This is a genomic window from Micromonospora sp. USAFONa4 (assembly GCF_057197825.1).
Map to the genome: position 1 here is coordinate 4,936,135 of NZ_CM170072.1, position 16,370 is coordinate 4,952,504.

Here is a 16,370-nt window from a genome sequence, read left to right on the forward strand (position 1 = left end):
CCGCGTGCGGGGTGCGGAGCGGTGTCAGGTCCGGCAGCCGCTGGGGGTGTCGGCTGCGGCGACGGAGGGCACCGAGGCCACGATCGTGTCCGAGACGGGGGCGACCCACTGCAACCCCTGCCCGTAGAAGTGCGGCACGCGGACCGTGACGGCGGTCTCCCGGTCCATGGTGGTGAGCACGGTGGCGTCGCGTTCCTCGCTGGCGTACCAGCAGACCCGGTTGACCGTCCAGACGTGGTCGGTGTCGTCGACGGCCGGCTTGGCCCCGCCGCAGGCGACGGTGACCGCGGGGTCGCCGTACGCGGCGTTCTGCTCAGGGCCGGCCGTGACCGGGCGCTGGGCGAGGTCGTTGACCGTGGGCGGCAACTGGGAGAGCAGGGCGCGGCAGACCGTGGCGGGCCGTTCGGCCAGCGCTGGCGCGGCCATCTCGACCGGGGCGGTGGAGCGCGGTCCGGCGCTCGTGGCGGTCGCGCTCGGCGTGGCGGCCGGCTCGGCCCGCTCGTCGGGGGAGAGTTGGGTGAACGCGAACGCGCCCACCAGCACGGTGACCGGCAGCGCGATCAGCGTGGCGATCAGCGCCGCGCCGCGCGTCGTGCGGTCGCGGGTCGGCCGGTCGGGGGCCGTCTCGTCCGGCTGGGCGGAATCGGTCACGGGAGAGTCAGTGATCTTGTCCACTTACAGGCGCACCACCGAACACGTGAGGGTGCGGGTGATGCCGGGCACCATCTGCACCTTGCTGACGATGAGTTTGCCGAGCTCGTCGACGGTCTTCGCCTCGGTGAGCACGACCACGTCGTACGGCCCGGTGACGGCGTCGACGCGTACCACGCCGGCAAGGTCCGAGATGAGACCGGCCACGTCACGCGCCCGGCCGACCTCGGTCTGGATGAGGATGTACGCCTGTACCACGACTCGACCTCCGTCCGTCGCCGCCCTGGAGCGGCCCGAAGGGAGAAAGTACCTTACGGACCAGGTCTGATCCCTATCGGTGGTCAAGGAGAAGCGGTGAGCGAGCAGCACGGCGGAGGAGCGGCATGAGTGTCGCGGGGATCGGCGAGTTCGGCCTGATCGACCGGGTGACCGCCCGGTTGTCGTACGGATCGACCGTACTGCTGGGCCCGGGGGACGACGCGGCGGTGGTGGCCGCCCCGGACGGCCGGGTCGCGGCCTCGACCGACGTGCTGGTGGAGGGGCGGCACTTCCGGCGGGACTGGTCCAGCGCGCGTGACGTCGGCCACCGGGCGGCGGCGGCGAACCTGGCCGACATCGCCGCGATGGGGGCGCAGCCGACCGCGCTGCTGGTGGCGCTCTGCATGCCGCCCGAGCTGGATCCCGGGTGGGCCGAGGAACTCGCCGACGGGCTGGCCGCCGAGGCGGCGAAGGTCGGCGCGAGCGTGGTGGGCGGGGACATGTCGGGCAGCCCGACGCTGACCATCGCGGTCACGGCCCTCGGCGACCTGGGCGGCCGGCCGCCGGTGACGCGCTCCGGCGCGCGGCCCGGTGACGTGCTGGCCCTGGCCGGCCGCATCGGGTACGCGGCGGCCGGGCTGACCGTGCTCTCCCGGGGCTTCCGTACGCCCCGGCTGCTGGTGGAGGCCTGCCGGCGGCCCGAGGTGCCGTACGCGGCGGGGCCGCACGCCGCCCGGCTCGGCGCCACCGCCATGATCGACGTGTCGGACGGGCTGCTCGCCGACGTCGGGCACGTGGCGAAGGCGAGCGGGGTCGCCGTGGACGTGCGCCGGGACGCCTTCGAGGTGCCCCGGCAGATGCGCGACGCCGCCCAGGCGCTCGGCGTCGACCCGTACTCCTGGCTCCTCGCCGGGGGCGAGGACCACGCGCTGGCCGCGACCTTCCCGTCGGCGGTGGCGCTGCCGGCCGACTGGCGGCCGATCGGGCGGGTGACGGAGGGCTCGGGTGTCACGGTCGACGGGCAGCCGTACGACGGACCCGCTGGCTGGGACCACTTTCGGTAAGGGCCGACAGGCGTCGTACCCTTTACTCCGTGAGTGAGATCGAGATTCGGGCCGAGCGCTTCGACTCGCCGGTGGCGCAGGGGCTGATCCGCGCCGCGCTGGCCGACCTGGGAGCCCGGTACGGCGGCAGCGGCGACGAGACCCCGGTCGACCCGGGCGAGTTCGTGCCGCCCGCCGGCGCCTTCCTCGTCGCCCACCTCGGCGGCGAGCCGGTCGGCTGCGGCGGCTGGCGCAGCCACGGTGACGAGGGCGACACCGCCGAGCTGAAGCGGATGTACACCGCGCCGGCGGTCCGGGGCCGGGGCGTGGCCCGGGCGGTCCTGGCGGCGGTGGAGCGCTCCGCGCGGGAGCACGGGCGCAAGCGGATCGTCCTGGAGTGCGGCGACAAGCAGCCGGAGGCCATCGCCATGTACACGGCGGCCGGCTACGAGCGCATTCCGAACTTCGGCTTCTACCGCGACGCCCCGGGCTGCATCTCCTTCGCCCGCACGCTCTGACCGCCTCGCGGGTGCCCTGACCCGTCCCGCGCGCCTTGAGCCGCCTCGCGCCGGGGGCCTTCCCGGACCCCCGGCGCCGGCGCGCCCCATGTGCGGGCGGGCGTCGGAGGCGGGGAGTCACCGGACACGACAGAGCCGGCGGACCACAATGGGCCCGCCGGCAATGACGAGTGTGTGAAGCTGGGGCCTACCGCGTCAGGCGCGGGTGACCTTGCCCGCCTTGATGCAGGAGGTGCAGACCTTCAACTTCTTGGTGTTGCCGCCACCGGCCGGGGTACGCACCGACTGGATGTTCGGGTTCCAGCGGCGGTTGGTCCGCCGGTGCGAGTGGGACACGTTGTGGCCGAAGCCCGGTCCCTTGCCACAGACGTCGCACACGCTAGCCACGGGATACTCCTGGGATTGAAACGTTCATGAGGTCGCCGCCAGGCGCAGCCCGGGCAACCTGGCCAGGTTACCCGATGACCCGGGGCCCGACCAACCGGCCCCGGACGCCGGCCCAGGGTGGGGGGCGTGACCGCGCGACGCGGTCCCGGTCGCCCGGCCCGCACCCGCCCCCCGCGGCACCGCCGCACCGGGGGACACGCCACGAGGATAGTGGGTGCCGCACGGCTGCCGGACACGCCGTGGGAGTCGCGTGGACCCCGGCGCGTGTCGGTGCGCGCCAGTAGGCTTCTCGCCGTGCTGGACACCCTCGACGCCGCCGCGGTCCGCCGTTGGTGCGCGGGCGGGCTGGTCGCGCTCAAGCGCCACCAGGGCGAGATCGACGACCTCAACGTCTACCCGGTGCCCGACGGCGACACCGGCACCAACATGGTGCTCACCCTCACCTCGGCCCAGCAGGCGCTCGCGATGGACCTCGGCACCCTCCCGGAGGACGGGCCCACCGCGCACGGGCACGCGTTGCGGCTGATGGCCCGGGGCGCGCTGCTGGGCGCGCGGGGCAACTCGGGGGTGATCCTGTCGCAGATCCTGCGCGGCTTCGCCGACGCCGTCGCCGCCGCGCCCGCCGTGCGGGGGCGCGAGCTGGCCGCCGCCCTGCGCGACGGCACCGCCGCCGCCTACGCCGCGGTCGCCCGCCCGGTCGAGGGCACGCTGCTCAGCGTCGTCGCCGCAGCGGCGCACGCCGCCGAGCGGGCCGACAGCGACGACCTGCGGGCGGTCGTCCGGGCGGCGGCGGGCGGGGCGGCGCACGCGTTGGCGCGCACCCCCGAGCAGCTTCCGGCGCTGGCCCGCGCCGGCGTCGTGGACGCTGGCGGCCGGGGCCTGTGCCTGCTGCTCGACGCCCTGGTCGAGGTCGTGACCGGCGAGAGCCCCGATCGGCCCGCGCCCGCGCCGCGCCCGGTCCGCCCGCCGGCCACCGCCGTGCGCGAGACCGGTTCCGAGGAGTACGCGTACGAGGTGCAGTTCCTGCTCGACGCCGGGCCGGAGGCGGTGGCCCGGCTGCGGGACGAGCTGGCGGCCCTGGGCGACTCGCTTGTGGTCGTCGGCGACGGCAACGCGGGCACGGGCACCTGGAACGTGCACGTGCACGTCAACGACGTGGGCGCGGCCATCGAGGCGGGCGTGGTGGCCGGCCGGCCGCACCGCATCTCGGTGACCCGCTTCGCCGACCAGCTCGCACCGGTGTCGCCCCCCGGGGCGGCGGCGGACGGGCGGGCCGCCGTGGTGGTGGCCGCCGGCGCGGGCATCGCCGAGCTGTTCGCCGGCGAGGGCGCGACGGTGGTGCCCGGCAACCCGTCGATCGGCGAGCTGCTGGACGCGATCCGCGCCACCGGGGCGGCCCGTGTGGTGGTGCTGCCCAACGACCCCGACACGCAGGCGGTGGCGAACGCCGCCGCCCGGGAGGCGCACGGGCTCGGCGTCAAGGTCAGCGTGGTGCCGACCCGCTCACCGGTGCAGGCGCTGGCCGCCCTCGCCGTACGCAACCCGGGGCGGCGCTTCGCCGACGACGTGATCGCGATGGCCGAGGCGGCCGGCGCGTGCCGCTACGCCGAGGTCTGCTACGCCCGCCGCGAGGCGCTGACCGTCGCCGGCCCCTGCCGTCCCGGCGACGTGCTGGCGCTGGTCGAGGGGGAGGTGCACCTGATCGGGTCCGACCTGACCGACACCTGCGCCGCCGTGGTCGACCGGATGCTCGGCGGCGGCGGTGAGCTGGTGACCCTGCTCTCGGGGGCGGACGCTCCCGACGGGCTGGCCGACGCGGTCCGCGAGCACGTCGGGCAGCGCTGGCCGTTCGTCGAGGTGCAGGCATATCCGGGCGGGCAGCCGCACTATCCGCTCCTGGTGGGGGTCGAATGACGTCCGAACCGGCGACGATGGACACGCCGCTGAAGAAGCTGGTCGGCGAGAAGACCGCGAAGGCCCTCGCCGGGCACCTCGACCTGCACACCGCCGGCGACCTCGTCTACCACTTCCCGCGCCGCTACGACGAGCGCGGCGAGCACACCGACATCCGGTCGCTCGACGTCGGCGAGCAGGCCACCGTGCTGGCCCAGGTGCAGCGCACCGCCGTACGCCCGATGCGCCAGCGCCGGGGCAACCTGCTGGAGGTCACGGTCGGCGACGGCTCGGGCGGCACCCTGACCCTGACCTTCTTCGGCAACCAGGCCTGGCGCGAGCGCGAGCTGCGCCCCGGCCGCTGGGGGCTCTTCGCCGGCAAGGTCACCGAGTTCCGGGGCAAGCGGCAGCTCAACGGCCCGGAGTACGTCCTGCTCGGGGAGGGCGGCGACGGCGAGGCGGCGGCCAACGAGGAGATCGAGGAGTTCGCGGGCGCGCTGATCCCGGTCTACCCGGCGGCCGCAGCGGTGCCCACCTGGGTGATCGCCCGCTGCGTCCGGGTGGTGCTGGACACGTTCACCGCGCCGGAGGATCCGCTGCCCGCGACCCTGCGGGCGAGCCGCAACCTGGGCGGCATCGACACGGCGTTGCGCGAGATCCACCGGCCGACCAGCAAGGAGGCGCTCTACCGGGCCCGGCACCGGCTGAAGTGGGACGAGGCCTTCGCCGTGCAGCTCACCCTGGTGCAGCGCAAGCACCGCGCCGCCGCCTCGCCGGCCCGGCCCCGCCCGGCGAAGCCCGGCGGCCTGCTCGACGCCTTCGACGCCCGGCTGCCCTACGAGCTGACGCCCGGCCAGCACGACGTGGGCGTGGAGATCGCGGCGGACCTGGCCACGGCCCACCCGATGCACCGGCTGCTCCAGGGCGAGGTCGGCTCCGGCAAGACGGTGGTCGCGCTGCGCGCGATGCTCCAGGTGGTCGACGCGGGCGGGCAGGCCGCGCTGCTGGCCCCGACCGAGGTGCTCGCCGCGCAGCACCACCGGGGCATCCTCGACCTGCTGGGGCCGCTCGGGCGGGCCGGCGAGCTGGGCGCGGCCGACGACGCCACCCGGGTCGAGCTGGTCACCGGCTCGCTTGGCGCGGCGGCCCGCCGGCGGGCGCTGGCCGAGGTCGCCAGCGGCGCCGCCGGCATCGTGCTCGGCACCCACGCCCTGCTCTACGAGGGCGTCGACTTCGCCGACCTCGGCCTGGTGGTGGTCGACGAGCAGCACCGCTTCGGCGTGGAGCAGCGCGACGCGCTGCGCGCCAAGGCCGAGCAGCCGCCGCACGTGCTGGTGATGACGGCGACCCCGATCCCGCGCACGGTGGCGATGACCGTCTACGGCGACCTGGAGACCTCCACGCTCTCCCAGCTGCCGCAGGGCCGCTCGCCGATCGCCTCGCACGTGGTTCCGGTCGCCGAGAAGCCGGCCTTCCTGGACCGGGCCTGGCGCCGGGTGCGCGAGGAGGTGGCCGCCGGGCACCAGGCGTACGTCGTCTGCCCGCGCATCGGGGAGGGGCCGGCGAGCGAGGAGGAGCCGCCGCCGGAGGACGACAACGGGCGGCGGCCACCGATGGCGGTCACCGAGGTGGCGCCGCTGCTCGCCGAGGGACCGCTGCACGGCCTGCGCATCGGCGTGCTGCACGGCCGGCTGCCGGCCGACGAGAAGGACGCGGTGATGCGTTCCTTCGCGGCCGGCGACCTCGACGTGCTGGTCGCCACGACCGTGGTCGAGGTGGGCGTCAACGTGCCGAACGCGACCGTGATGATCGTGCTCGACGCCGACCGGTTCGGCGTCTCCCAGCTGCACCAGCTGCGCGGCCGGGTCGGCCGGGGCTCCGCCCCGGGGCTCTGCCTGCTGGTCACCGAGGCGTTGGAGGGCACGCCCGCGCGGGAACGGCTCGACGCGGTGGCCTCCACCACCGACGGGTTCAAGCTCGCCGAGCTGGATCTGGAGCAGCGCCGGGAGGGCGACGTGCTGGGCGCCACCCAGTCGGGGCGCCGCTCGCACCTGCGGCTGCTCTCGCTGCTGCGCGACGCCGACCTGATCCGCGACGCCCGGGCCGAGGCGATCGCCCTGGTCGAGGAGGACCCGGAGCTGGCCCGGCATCCGGCGCTGGCCGCGTCGGTGGCGGCCCTGGTCGACGAGGAACGCGCCGAATATCTGGAGAAGGGCTGATCTAGGCTCCGAAGGATGTCGGCATCCTCATTAGACAGTGGCGTGCTCCTGCTGGCCCGGGGCGACGAGATCCTGACCGAACAGGTCGCCGGGGTGGCCGATCGGAGCACCGGTGTCCGCTGTGCTCCCGGGACCCGGTTCCAGATCGCCTCGATCAGCAAGCAGATGGCCGCCGCGGCGGTGCTGTTGCTCGCCGAGCGGGGTGCGCTGAGCCTGTCCGATCCGGTCGTGCGCTGGCTGCCCGGCCCGCCGCCGGAATGGTCCGGCATCACGCTGCACCACCTGCTCACCCACACCTCGGGCCTGGGCCACTGGGAGCAGTACCCGGCGGTCGGTCTCGCCGACCCGGCCGAGCCGGACGACCTGCTCGGCTCGTTCGCCGCGGTGCCGCCGCTGTTCCGGCCCGGAGCCGGGTGGCACTACAGCAGCCCCGGCTACGTGCTGTTGGCCCGGGCCGTGGAGCGCGCGGCCGACCGGCCGTACGCCGAGTTCCTCGCCGAGGAGGTCTTCGCGCCGCTGGGCATGACGGGCAGCTTCGCCGGTGCGGGCGACGGACGGCCGGACGTGGCGGTCGGACACGAGGGCGGCCGTCCGGTGCCGTCCTGGGACCTGGCGACCGTGAGCATGGGCGCGGGTGACGTCTGGTGCACCGGGACGGACCTGCTCACCTGGCTCGACGTGCCGCGCCGTGGCCGGCTGCTCGCCCCGGCCTCGGTGGCTGCGATGACCGCTCCGCACGCGACCACCGGCCGGCCCGGGGAGGCGTACGGCTACGGGTTCTTCGTCGGCCCGCTGGCCGGCAGGCGGGCGCTGCACCACTCGGGGGACAACGGCGGCTACAAGGCGTTCGCGGCCTGGCTGCCCGACTCGGACCAGCGGCTCGTGCTGCTGGCCAACCAGGCCGAGGTCGACCCGGTCACGGTCGCGTCGGTGCTCGGTCCCCCCGAGGCGCGTTGATCGGGTGCGGACGCCGACCGGGTGACGGACGTGTCCCCGGTGTGGGCCGGCGGGGCCGACAGGTCGTGGAGGGCCCGCTCGTCGCCTCGGGTGCTTCGTCCACCGGCCGGGCGGTCGCGTAGCGTCGGGGCATGGGCAGGGAGCGACGGTGACCCGGATCGTGGCCGGAACCCTTGGTGGGCGGCGGATCGCCGCGCCGCCCGGCGCGGGCACCCGGCCGACGTCGGACCGGGTGCGCGAGGCGCTGTTCAGCGCCGTGCAGGCCGAGGTCGACCTCGCCGGCGCCCGCTTCGCCGACCTCTACGCCGGCTCGGGGGCGGTGGGCCTGGAGGCCCTCTCCCGGGGGGCCGCGCACGTGCTGCTGGTGGAGTCCGACCCCCGGGCGGCCCGGGTGGTCCGGGAGAACGTGGCCGCGTTGCGCGCCGCGCCGGCCGCCCGGCTGGTCACCGGCAAGGTCGCCACTGTGCTGGCGGCCGGCCCGGACGGCGACCCGTACGACGTGGTCTTCGCCGACCCGCCCTACGCGGTGCCGGACGCGGAGATCACGGCGATGCTCGTCGCGCTGGTCGACGGCGGCTGGCTGGCCCCGGACGCCCTGGTGGTGGTGGAGCGGTCCAGCCGCACGGGCCCCGTCGGGTGGGTGCAGGGCATCACCGGCGAGCGCAGCCGGCGCTACGGCGAGACGACCCTTTGGTACGGTCGCCGATCATGAGACGTGCGGTGTGTCCCGGCTCGTTCGATCCGGTCACCAACGGGCACCTCGACATCGTCGGCCGGGCGAGCCGGCTGTTCGACGAGGTGATCGTGGGTGTGCTGGTCAACCAGTCGAAGAGCGGCCTGTTCACCGTCGAGGAGCGGATCGACATGCTCCGCGAGGTGACCGCCTCCTACGACAACGTCCGGGTCGAGTCGTTCCGCGGCCTGCTTGTCGACTTCTGCCGGGCACAGCAGGCGAGCGTGCTGATCAAGGGCCTGCGGGCGGTCAGCGACTTCGACTACGAGTTGCAGATGGCGCAGATGAACATCGGCCTGGCCGGCGTCGAGACCCTGTTCATGCCGACCAATCCGCTCTACTCGTTCCTCTCCTCCAGCCTGGTCAAGGACGTGGCGAAGTGGGGCGGCGACATCTCCGCCCACGTGCCCGACCGGGTCCGCGAGGAGTTGAGCGCCCGGCTCGTCCCGCCGTCGCGCGACTGACCGCCCGGGGCCGCGGTCCCCGCCGGCGCCGTGCCCGGCGGGGACCGCGCCGTGGGGTAACGCGACGCGCCGGGCCGGGGTGAGCGGCGCGCTGTGGTCGGGGCGCGACATGATGTGTGCAGCGGGAAACCGGCCGTAGCCCGCATCATGTAGGTCGGCCCGACGAACGACAGGAGTGAGGTACCGGTGGACCCGCTCGATCGCATCGACGAACTGATCGCCATGGTGGAGCAGGCGCGCTCCGTCCCGATGTCGCGCAACAACTGCATGGTCGACCGGGGTGAGTTCATCGCGATCCTCGATGAGCTGCGCGCCGAACTCCCCGCCGACCTGCGTCGGGCCGCCGCGCTGCTGGACGAGCGGGACAAGATCATGGAGGCCGGCAAGCGCGAGGCCGACCGGATCATCAGCGAGGGTGAGGCGGAACACGCCCGGCTGGTCTCGGTGAACGAGATCACGGTCTCCGCCGAGCACGAGGGCGCGCGGATCATCGCGGAGGCCCGCGCGGAGGCGCAGCGCCTGCGTGAGGAGGTCGACGACTACGTCGACACCGCGCTGGCCAACTTCGAGCAGTTCCTCACCCGGGCGCTGGCCTCGATAGAGCGCGGGCGGGACAAGATGCACGCGCTGCGCGAGATCGGCACCTTCGGTGGGGAGGAGGCGGACCGCCCGCTACCCTTCTGAGCGGCACCTCACCAGCCGGCGGATGGGGCGGGCGCCGCCCCCGGTTCGACGGTCCGGCGGTCGCCCAGGTAACCTTTTTTGTCGGCCTCTCACCGGCCGGAGTCTGACTATGCCCAAACACACGCCTTCGACACTCAACCCCAGGTCGCCGCTGGTCCTCGACACGAGGGAGCTGCCGCGCCGGCCTGGTGCGTTGCGTACGGAAAAGCGGGTGGTGCCGGCACCGGCGGACCTCGGCGGCGAGATGATCGCCGTGCCGGAGGGCGCGGACCTCGACCTCGACCTGAGGTTGGAGTCGGTGTCCGAGGGCGTGCTCGTCTCCGGGACCGTCAGCGGTCGCGTCCGGGGCGAGTGCGGTCGCTGCCTTCGCGAGATCGACGACTCGCTGGCCGTGCGGATCCAGGAGCTGTACGCGTACGAGAACAGCACCACGGACACCACGACCGACGAGGACGAGGTGGGCCGGATGCAGGGCGATCTGATCGACCTGGAGCCGGCGCTGCGGGACGCGGTGGTGCTCACGCTGCCGACCAACCCGCTCTGCCGGGAGGACTGCCCAGGCCTGTGCCCCGAATGCGGGGTGCACTTGGACGATCTGCCGGCCGACCACAGTCACGAGCAGATCGACCCGCGTTGGGCGGGCCTGTCGCAACTGAACCGTAAAGAGGAGTAGGAACCGTGGCCGTCCCCAAGCGCAAGATGTCGCGCAGCAACACCCGCGCCCGCCGGGCGAACTGGAAGGCGACCGTGGTCGCGACCGTGGCCTGCCCCCAGTGCAAGTCGGCGAAGCTGCCCCACGCCGCCTGCTCCGTCTGCGGCACCTACAACGGCCGCCAGGTCCTCGAGGTCTGACCTGGACGCCGAGTGACGCCCCCGACCCCCGGTCGGGCGGCGCGCGCACCCTGGCAATCGCCCGGTGCCCCGGCTCCCTCCGACGCCGGCCGGCCTGTTCCGGCCGGCGTTCCGATGGAGCCGGGCACCGCGCGGATCGCCGTTGACCTCCTCGGCGGGGACGACGCTCCCGCCGTCGTGGTTGACGGCGCTCTGCGGGCCGTGCGCGCCGACCCGGACCTGCACCTGCTTCTCGTCGGCCCGGCCGAGGCCGCCGGCGAGGTGATCCGCGCCCTCGACCCGGCACAGCGTGCCCGGGTCACCGTGCGGCCGGTCCGCGCCGTCGTCGGCATGGCCGACCATCCCGTGGCCGCCCGTGCCGACAGCACCGTCCGCGCGGCGGTGCACGCCGTCCGCGACGGCGTCGCCGACGCGCTCGTCTCCGCCGGGTCCACCGGCGCCACCGTCACCGCCGTCGCGCTCGGCCTCGGCCGCTGGACGGACGTGCGCCGTCCGGCGCTGATCGCCACCCTGCCGGCCGTCGCCGGCCCGGTGGTCCTGCTGGACGTCGGCGGCTCGCTGGAGCCGCGCCCGGCCACCCTGGCCCGCCACGCCGTGCTCGGCGCCGCCTACGCGGCGGTGGCGCACGCCGTCGTCGCGCCCCGGGTGGGGCTGCTGTCGGTGGGCACCGAGGCGGGCAAGGGCGACCGCGCCCGCCGGCTCGCCGATCCCGTCCTCGCCGCCGCGTCGCTGCCCTGCGACGGCCGCTACGTCGGCCTGGTCGAGGGGTACGACGTCTCCCTCGGCACGCGCGCCGATGTGGTGGTCACCGACGGGTTCACCGGTAACGTGCTGCTCAAGGCGATCGAGGGCGCGTACGCGATGGCCGGTGGGCCCCCGTCCGGCGGCGGCGCCCCGCGCGCGGCGGCCCTGCTCGGGGTCGCCGGGACGGTAGTCGTCTGCCACGGCGCCGCCCGCGCCGAGGACGTCGCCGCGGGCATCGCGCTGGCCGCCCATCTCTGGCGACGACGCGCCACCGACCACGTCCGCGCGCTGCTCGACGGCGCCGAGGCGGGCGACCGCGAGGAACGCACAGACCGCTCCACCGACACCGAGGTACCCACATCATGAGCAACGACAAGCGGCGGCGGGCGTCCGTCGGTCACCTGGAAGCCGCGTTCGGCGTCAGCCTGGATCCGGAGCTGCTCCAGCGCGCGCTGACCCACCGCTCGTACGCGTACGAGAACGGCGGCCTGCCCACCAACGAGCGGTTGGAGTTCCTGGGCGACTCGGTGCTCGGCGTGGTGATCACCACCGCGCTCTTCCACAACCACCCCGACCTGCCCGAGGGGCAGCTGGCCAAGCTGCGGGCCAGCGTGGTCAACATGCGGGCCCTCGCCGACGTGGCCCGGGGCCTCGGCCCGGACGGACTCGGCGCCTACCTGCTGCTCGGCAAGGGGGAGGAGACCACCGGTGGCCGGGACAAGGCGAGCATCCTCGCCGACACCCTGGAGGCGCTGCTCGGCGCGATCTACCTCCAGTACGGGCTGGACACCGCCGCCATCGTCATCCACCGGCTCTTCGACCCGCTGATGGCCGAGTCGGCCGGCCGGGGCGCGGCCCTGGACTGGAAGACCAGCCTCCAGGAGCTGACGGCGGCGCTCGGGCTCGGCGTCCCCGAGTACCGCATCGAGGGCACCGGCCCGGACCACCTCAAGACGTTCACCGCCTGGGTGGTCGTCGCCGGCAACCGCTACGGCGGGGCCGACGGGCGCAGCAAGAAGGAGGCCGAGCAGCGGGCCGCCGAGGCGGCCTGGCGGACGCTCACCGAGCAGGCGGAGCGGGGGCCGGTCGGGCCGGAGGACCCGGCGCCCGGAGACGGGACGGCGCAGACCGCCGAGGCGGGCCTGGGCCGTGCCTGAGCTGCCGGAGGTCGAGACCGTCCGGCAGGGGCTGGCCCGGTGGGTCACCGGCCGGCGGATCTCCTCCGTCGAGGTGCGCCACCCCCGTGCGGTACGCCGGCACACCCCCGGCGGCGGGCACTTCGCCGACGTGCTGGCCGACCGGACGGTGCTGGACGTGCGCCGCCGCGGCAAGTACCTGTGGCTGCCGCTGGACAGCGGCGACGCCGTGATCGGTCACCTGGGCATGTCGGGTCAGCTGCTGGTGCAGCCGGCCGACGCCCCCGACGAGACGCACCTGCGGGTCCGCTTCCGGTTCTCGGACGACGGCCCCGAGCTGCGCTTCGTCGACCAGCGCACGTTCGGCGGCCTGTCGGTCTCGGCCGGGGGCGCGGAGCTGCCGGCGGAGATCGCGCACATCGCGCGGGACCCGATGGACCCGCAGTTCTCCGACGCGGCGTTCGTCGCCGCGCTGCGCCGGCGGCGTACGGAGGTCAAGCGGGCGCTGCTGGACCAGACGCTGATCTCCGGCGTGGGCAACATCTACGCCGACGAGGCGCTGTGGCGGGCGAGGCTGCACGGCGCCCGCCCCACCGACGCGCTGACCGGCCCGGCCGCGCTGCGGCTGCTGGGCCACGTCCGGGACGTCCTCGGCGAGGCGATCAAGTCCGGCGGCACCAGCTTCGACGCCCTCTACGTCAACGTGAACGGGGAGAGCGGCTACTTCGACCGGGCGCTGAACGTCTACGGCCGGGAGGGGCTGCCGTGCCACCGGTGTGGCGCACCGGTACGCCGCGAGGCGTTCATGAACCGTTCGTCGTACAGCTGCCCGCGCTGCCAGCCCCGCCCCCGGGCGGCCCTGCGGGGCTGACCCCGCGCGGTGTGCGGGGCACGGGCGGCGCGTTCGCCCGGCCCGGCCCGCGAGCGGGTGCCGGTGGTCAGGGCACCGCGCAGGGGAGCCGCCACGCGTCGAGCCGGCGTTCCTTGCGGATCGAGGAGAGGCCGTAGCCCAGCGTGGTGACGCAGAAGTCCGTCGTCGAGCCGGCGTACTCCACGTGGAACACCGGCTTGCCCGCCTCGACGAACGGCAGCAGCCGGGCGCACTGGTCCAGCCGCACGCACTCCTCGTTGACGGCGAAGTCGAAGTCCGGGGCCAGGGCGGCCACCTGCCCCAGGTCGTTGATCAGGCCGGGGGAGAGGCTCAGCGAGCGGGCCAGCTCGGCCAGCCGGCGGTTGAACCGCAGTTGGTCGTCGAAGTCGAGCGGGAAGCCGGACCGGTGCGCGTACCCGTCGGCGTCGGCCAGCGCGACCGCCCCGAAGCCCTTGCCCCGGCAGAGCCGGAACCGGTCGGCCAGCACCGGCCGCAGCGCGTCCCACTGCCGTACGTCGAGCCAGCGGCCCTGCGGCCGGCGGGACGCGGCACCCCGTACGGCGGCCGGGAGGCGGTCCGCGTCCGGGTCGGTCGGCAGGACGGAACCGACGTGCACCTGGCAGACCAGCCGACGGTCCCGGGAGCGCAGCTCGGCGGTCTGCGCGGCGGTGGTGGCGACCGGGTCGAGCAGGAAGACGTCGGCGTCGACGGTGAGGTCCAGCACACCGCTGAGCTGCCACTGCCACTGCCACCGGCCCGCCGACGCCGCCGGCCAGGCGGTCGGGGCACCGGGCGCGGCCAGGTCCGGCCGGCAGGCGGCGAGCACGCTCAGCAGGGCGAGTGCGACGCAGGCCGGCAGGGCCCGGCGCAGGCCCCGCCCGACGGCGCGCGTACGCGGCCGGATCCGCATCGGCAGCTCCCGGGTCGCGGGCGGCGGCACACCGCCCGGAGCGGGTACGCCGTGTCGGCGTACCTCACCCGGTCAAACGAGTACGGCCCCGGCCACGACTCGCGTTCAGCGCGGTGCGGCGAAGACCTGCGTCCAGTACGGCCCGTTGCTGGTGGCGACGCCGACGCCGATCTCGGTGAAGGCACAGTTCAGGATGTTGGACCGGTGCCCGGAGCTGTTCATCCAGGCGTCCATGACGGCGGCCGGCGTCTTCTGGTTCCAGGCCACGTTCTCGCCGTAGGTGCGCCAGGAGTAGCCGACCCGGTCCAGCCGGGTCCCGACGTTGCTGCCGTCGCTGCCCGTGTGCGACATGTCGCGGTGGTCGGCCTGGTCCTGGCTGTGCCGCTGGGCGGCGGTCGTCAGCTTGTCGTCGATGCTCACCGCGCCGCAGCCGGCCTTGGCGCGCTCGGCGTTGACCAGGGCGACCACCTGGCTGGCCTGGCTGCCGGCCCCGCTGCTGACCGGGGCCTTCGTGCCGCCGCCGGCCGGCGCCGTGCTCCGTTCGGCGCTGCGCCGCGAGGGCGCGGTGGTACGCGACGGCGCCGGCGTCGGCTTGGCGCTCGTCGTGGCCGACGGGGTGGGCCTGGCGGTGGTCGGCGCGGTGCTCGGGGTGGCGCTCGGGGTGGGCGGGGCCAGCGCGTCGCCGGGTGCCGACTCGCCGCCCGGCAGCACCGGGGCGGCGGCGATCGTGTCGTCGACGGCGGTGGGGTCGGTCGCCGGGCCGTCGCCGGTCAGCGCGACCGCGCCGACGCCGAGGCTCACCACCAGCGTGGCGGCCGCGGCGGCACCGCCGATCACCAGCGGGCGGGGGAACCGGCGGCGAGGGCGGTGGCGGCCCTCGGCGGTGGCCGGCGCCGTCGCGGCCGGGGCGGCCCGGAGCGCGGCGAGGTCGACGGGAGCGGTCGGGTCGTCGATCGGCCAGGCGCCGGCGGTCCGGTCCGCGGGGAAGGGGCGCTCCGCGGGGTACGCCCCGTCCGTCGGGCTGGCGGACCCGGCGGCCCGGCGGGGGTCCGGGTCGGCCTGCCAGTGGTCGGTGGGCTCGGGCCGCCAGGTCGCGGTCGCGTCGGTGGACTGCGGCTGCCAGGTCCCGGCCGGCGCGGTGGGCTCGGGCTGCCAGCGGGCGGTCGGCTGGTCGCGGTGCCACTCGTCGGCGGGCTGCTCCGGGTCGTCCCCGAAGAGGTAGGCGGACCTCGGCTCCGGACGGTCGGTGAGCCAGGTGGGCGGCTCCTCGCCCAGCGGCTGCTCGCGGCGCCGGTCGGCGCCGTCCGGGTGGTTCGGGTCGGTCCAGCCGTACACGCCTCTGCCTCCAAGGGGTCGCTTGCGGGCCGGGGTGACGCTACGTGGCGGGCGTGAACAGCGGCAACGTGGCTAAGGAAGAGTTAAGGGGAAGCCGGACGGCAGGGTGGGGACTTCCCGGGATCCGAGGCGTAGAGTCAAGGTGTCCGGACAGAGTGTGTCCGCGCCTTGTGGCAGCCCCCCGGCAAGTGGACAGGTCGACGTGGAAATGATCTACGGCCTGCGAGAACTTGACGAAAGAGGGGGTGTCGGCTCAATATGTAGGTGTCGCCAGTCGCGCCCGGTCATGCCCAGAATCGTCTGGGGTGACAGCCGCGTACACATTTGGGCGCGCGTTGGCCGGCCCTTCCGGCAGCGCATATCAAGGAGTCAACATGGCTAAGGCCCTGTACGGCCACGTAGGTGCGGCGCCCGATCGGCGTCTGCTCGACGAGGTCACCCGACTGCGTACCACGGTTCGGGCTCTGGAGTTCGAGATCACGCGGCTGCGTGCCGAGAACGATCGGCTCGCGGCGGCTGCGGCGGAGGCGGACGATCTGCTCCGTCTGGCCGAGCCCGCGCTGACCTGATCTTCAGATCGCAAAACTGAATCGCATCACGCAAAAAGAGCGCGCCGACACTTCTGTGCCGGCGCGCAGCTCTGTCCGCACTCCTTTTCGCGTCGCGCCAATTCGTGATCTTGTGCGGCCCGCCGCGACGATTCCCGTACGACTCC

The 16,370-nt window shown here is 74.8% G+C and carries 19 protein-coding genes; 14 read left to right on the plus strand and 5 right to left on the minus strand.

What is annotated here, in order from left to right; translation table 11 throughout:
• Positions 1-24: 24 nt before the first annotated feature.
• Positions 25-675 carry a DUF3515 family protein gene (locus AC0OO9_RS21755; RefSeq protein ID WP_484511982.1) on the minus strand — a complete coding sequence of 217 codons (651 nt, stop codon included), beginning with the start codon at positions 673-675 and terminating at the stop codon, positions 25-27.
• Positions 676-909: an Lrp/AsnC ligand binding domain-containing protein gene (locus AC0OO9_RS21760; protein WP_132232626.1), complete on the minus strand. Its 234-nt coding sequence runs from the start codon at positions 907-909 to the stop codon at positions 676-678.
• A gap of 125 nt (positions 910-1,034) precedes the next feature.
• On the opposite strand from AC0OO9_RS21760, the gene AC0OO9_RS21765 reads away from it, so the two are divergent.
• Positions 1,035-1,973 carry a thiamine-phosphate kinase gene (locus tag AC0OO9_RS21765; RefSeq protein ID WP_357579399.1) on the plus strand — a complete coding sequence of 313 codons (939 nt, stop codon included), beginning with the start codon at positions 1,035-1,037 and terminating at the stop codon, positions 1,971-1,973.
• Between the two features lie 29 nt (positions 1,974-2,002).
• Positions 2,003-2,470: a GNAT family N-acetyltransferase gene (locus AC0OO9_RS21770; protein WP_484511985.1), complete on the plus strand. Its 468-nt coding sequence runs from the start codon at positions 2,003-2,005 to the stop codon at positions 2,468-2,470.
• 195 nt (positions 2,471-2,665) lie between these two features.
• On the opposite strand, the gene rpmB is transcribed toward AC0OO9_RS21770, so the two are convergent.
• Positions 2,666-2,857: a 50S ribosomal protein L28 gene (gene rpmB / locus AC0OO9_RS21775; RefSeq protein WP_011905179.1), complete on the minus strand. Its 192-nt coding sequence runs from the start codon at positions 2,855-2,857 to the stop codon at positions 2,666-2,668.
• A gap of 294 nt (positions 2,858-3,151) precedes the next feature.
• Between rpmB and AC0OO9_RS21780 the strand changes: the two genes are divergently transcribed.
• The 11 genes from AC0OO9_RS21780 to mutM all read left to right on the plus strand — a co-directional run bounded on the left by AC0OO9_RS21780 (position 3,152) and on the right by mutM (position 13,410).
• Positions 3,152-4,771, plus strand: coding sequence for a DAK2 domain-containing protein (locus AC0OO9_RS21780; protein WP_484511988.1), 1,620 nt, complete (start codon positions 3,152-3,154; stop codon positions 4,769-4,771).
• Positions 4,768-6,969 (plus strand): ATP-dependent DNA helicase RecG, encoded by a 2,202-nt coding sequence (gene recG / locus AC0OO9_RS21785; protein ID WP_132232632.1) that lies wholly within the window; start codon positions 4,768-4,770, stop codon positions 6,967-6,969. Before AC0OO9_RS21780 ends, recG begins: the two co-directional genes overlap by 4 nt.
• A gap of 15 nt (positions 6,970-6,984) precedes the next feature.
• Positions 6,985-7,926 (plus strand): serine hydrolase domain-containing protein, encoded by a 942-nt coding sequence (locus AC0OO9_RS21790; protein WP_484511990.1) that lies wholly within the window; start codon positions 6,985-6,987, stop codon positions 7,924-7,926.
• Positions 7,927-8,074: 148 nt separating this feature from the next.
• Positions 8,075-8,638, plus strand: coding sequence for a 16S rRNA (guanine(966)-N(2))-methyltransferase RsmD (rsmD, locus tag AC0OO9_RS21795; protein WP_132232636.1), 564 nt, complete (start codon positions 8,075-8,077; stop codon positions 8,636-8,638).
• Positions 8,635-9,123, plus strand: a complete 489-nt coding sequence (gene coaD / locus AC0OO9_RS21800; RefSeq protein ID WP_132232638.1) for a pantetheine-phosphate adenylyltransferase — start codon at positions 8,635-8,637, stop codon at positions 9,121-9,123. Before rsmD ends, coaD begins: the two co-directional genes overlap by 4 nt.
• A gap of 186 nt (positions 9,124-9,309) precedes the next feature.
• Positions 9,310-9,807 carry an SPFH domain-containing protein gene (locus tag AC0OO9_RS21805; RefSeq protein WP_132232640.1) on the plus strand — a complete coding sequence of 166 codons (498 nt, stop codon included), beginning with the start codon at positions 9,310-9,312 and terminating at the stop codon, positions 9,805-9,807.
• A 109-nt stretch (positions 9,808-9,916) separates the two neighbouring features.
• On the plus strand, positions 9,917-10,480 hold the full coding sequence (locus AC0OO9_RS21810) for a YceD family protein (protein WP_132232642.1): 564 nt from the start codon (positions 9,917-9,919) through the stop codon (positions 10,478-10,480).
• Positions 10,481-10,485: 5 nt separating this feature from the next.
• Positions 10,486-10,659, plus strand: a complete 174-nt coding sequence (rpmF, locus tag AC0OO9_RS21815; protein ID WP_018786309.1) for a 50S ribosomal protein L32 — start codon at positions 10,486-10,488, stop codon at positions 10,657-10,659.
• 114 nt (positions 10,660-10,773) lie between these two features.
• Complete coding sequence (locus AC0OO9_RS21820) at positions 10,774-11,769, plus strand: phosphate acyltransferase PlsX (protein ID WP_484511994.1); 996 nt, start codon at positions 10,774-10,776, stop codon at positions 11,767-11,769.
• On the plus strand, positions 11,766-12,560 hold the full coding sequence (rnc, locus tag AC0OO9_RS21825; RefSeq protein WP_484511996.1) for a ribonuclease III: 795 nt from the start codon (positions 11,766-11,768) through the stop codon (positions 12,558-12,560). Before AC0OO9_RS21820 ends, rnc begins: the two co-directional genes overlap by 4 nt.
• Positions 12,553-13,410, plus strand: a complete 858-nt coding sequence (gene mutM / locus AC0OO9_RS21830) for a bifunctional DNA-formamidopyrimidine glycosylase/DNA-(apurinic or apyrimidinic site) lyase (protein WP_357579391.1) — start codon at positions 12,553-12,555, stop codon at positions 13,408-13,410. The genes rnc and mutM overlap by 8 nt, the downstream gene beginning before the upstream one ends.
• A 67-nt stretch (positions 13,411-13,477) precedes the next feature.
• Here mutM and AC0OO9_RS21835 read toward each other — a convergent pair whose 3' ends face one another.
• Both AC0OO9_RS21835 and AC0OO9_RS21840 read right to left on the minus strand, forming a co-directional pair.
• The gene (locus AC0OO9_RS21835) at positions 13,478-14,320 is read right to left on the minus strand and encodes an endo alpha-1,4 polygalactosaminidase (RefSeq protein ID WP_484511999.1); all 843 of its coding nucleotides are present in this window, start codon (positions 14,318-14,320) and stop codon (positions 13,478-13,480) included.
• 105 nt (positions 14,321-14,425) lie between these two features.
• On the minus strand, positions 14,426-15,655 hold the full coding sequence (locus AC0OO9_RS21840; protein ID WP_484512001.1) for a CAP domain-containing protein: 1,230 nt from the start codon (positions 15,653-15,655) through the stop codon (positions 14,426-14,428).
• Positions 15,656-16,029: 374 nt separating this feature from the next.
• Here AC0OO9_RS21840 and AC0OO9_RS21845 point away from each other — a divergent pair, with 374 nt between their 5' ends.
• Positions 16,030-16,224: a hypothetical protein gene (locus AC0OO9_RS21845; RefSeq protein WP_091621030.1), complete on the plus strand. Its 195-nt coding sequence runs from the start codon at positions 16,030-16,032 to the stop codon at positions 16,222-16,224.
• Positions 16,225-16,370: the final 146 nt, after the last annotated feature.

Excerpts from the sequence above, each read along its gene's own strand:
- AC0OO9_RS21765 (WP_357579399.1), top strand. The coding sequence starts at position 1,035 with ATGAGTGTCGCGGGGATCGGCGAGTTCGGCCTGATCGACCGGGTGACC.
- recG (WP_132232632.1), top strand. The coding sequence starts at position 4,768 with ATGACGTCCGAACCGGCGACGATGGACACGCCGCTGAAGAAGCTGGTC.
- AC0OO9_RS21790 (WP_484511990.1), top strand. The coding sequence starts at position 6,985 with ATGTCGGCATCCTCATTAGACAGTGGCGTGCTCCTGCTGGCCCGGGGC.
- coaD (WP_132232638.1), top strand. The coding sequence starts at position 8,635 with ATGAGACGTGCGGTGTGTCCCGGCTCGTTCGATCCGGTCACCAACGGG.
- AC0OO9_RS21810 (WP_132232642.1), top strand. The coding sequence starts at position 9,917 with ATGCCCAAACACACGCCTTCGACACTCAACCCCAGGTCGCCGCTGGTC.
- AC0OO9_RS21820 (WP_484511994.1), top strand. The coding sequence starts at position 10,774 with ATGGAGCCGGGCACCGCGCGGATCGCCGTTGACCTCCTCGGCGGGGAC.
- rnc (WP_484511996.1), top strand. The coding sequence starts at position 11,766 with ATGAGCAACGACAAGCGGCGGCGGGCGTCCGTCGGTCACCTGGAAGCC.
- AC0OO9_RS21835 (WP_484511999.1), bottom strand. The coding sequence starts at position 14,320 with ATGCGGATCCGGCCGCGTACGCGCGCCGTCGGGCGGGGCCTGCGCCGG.
- AC0OO9_RS21845 (WP_091621030.1), top strand. The coding sequence starts at position 16,030 with ATGGCTAAGGCCCTGTACGGCCACGTAGGTGCGGCGCCCGATCGGCGT.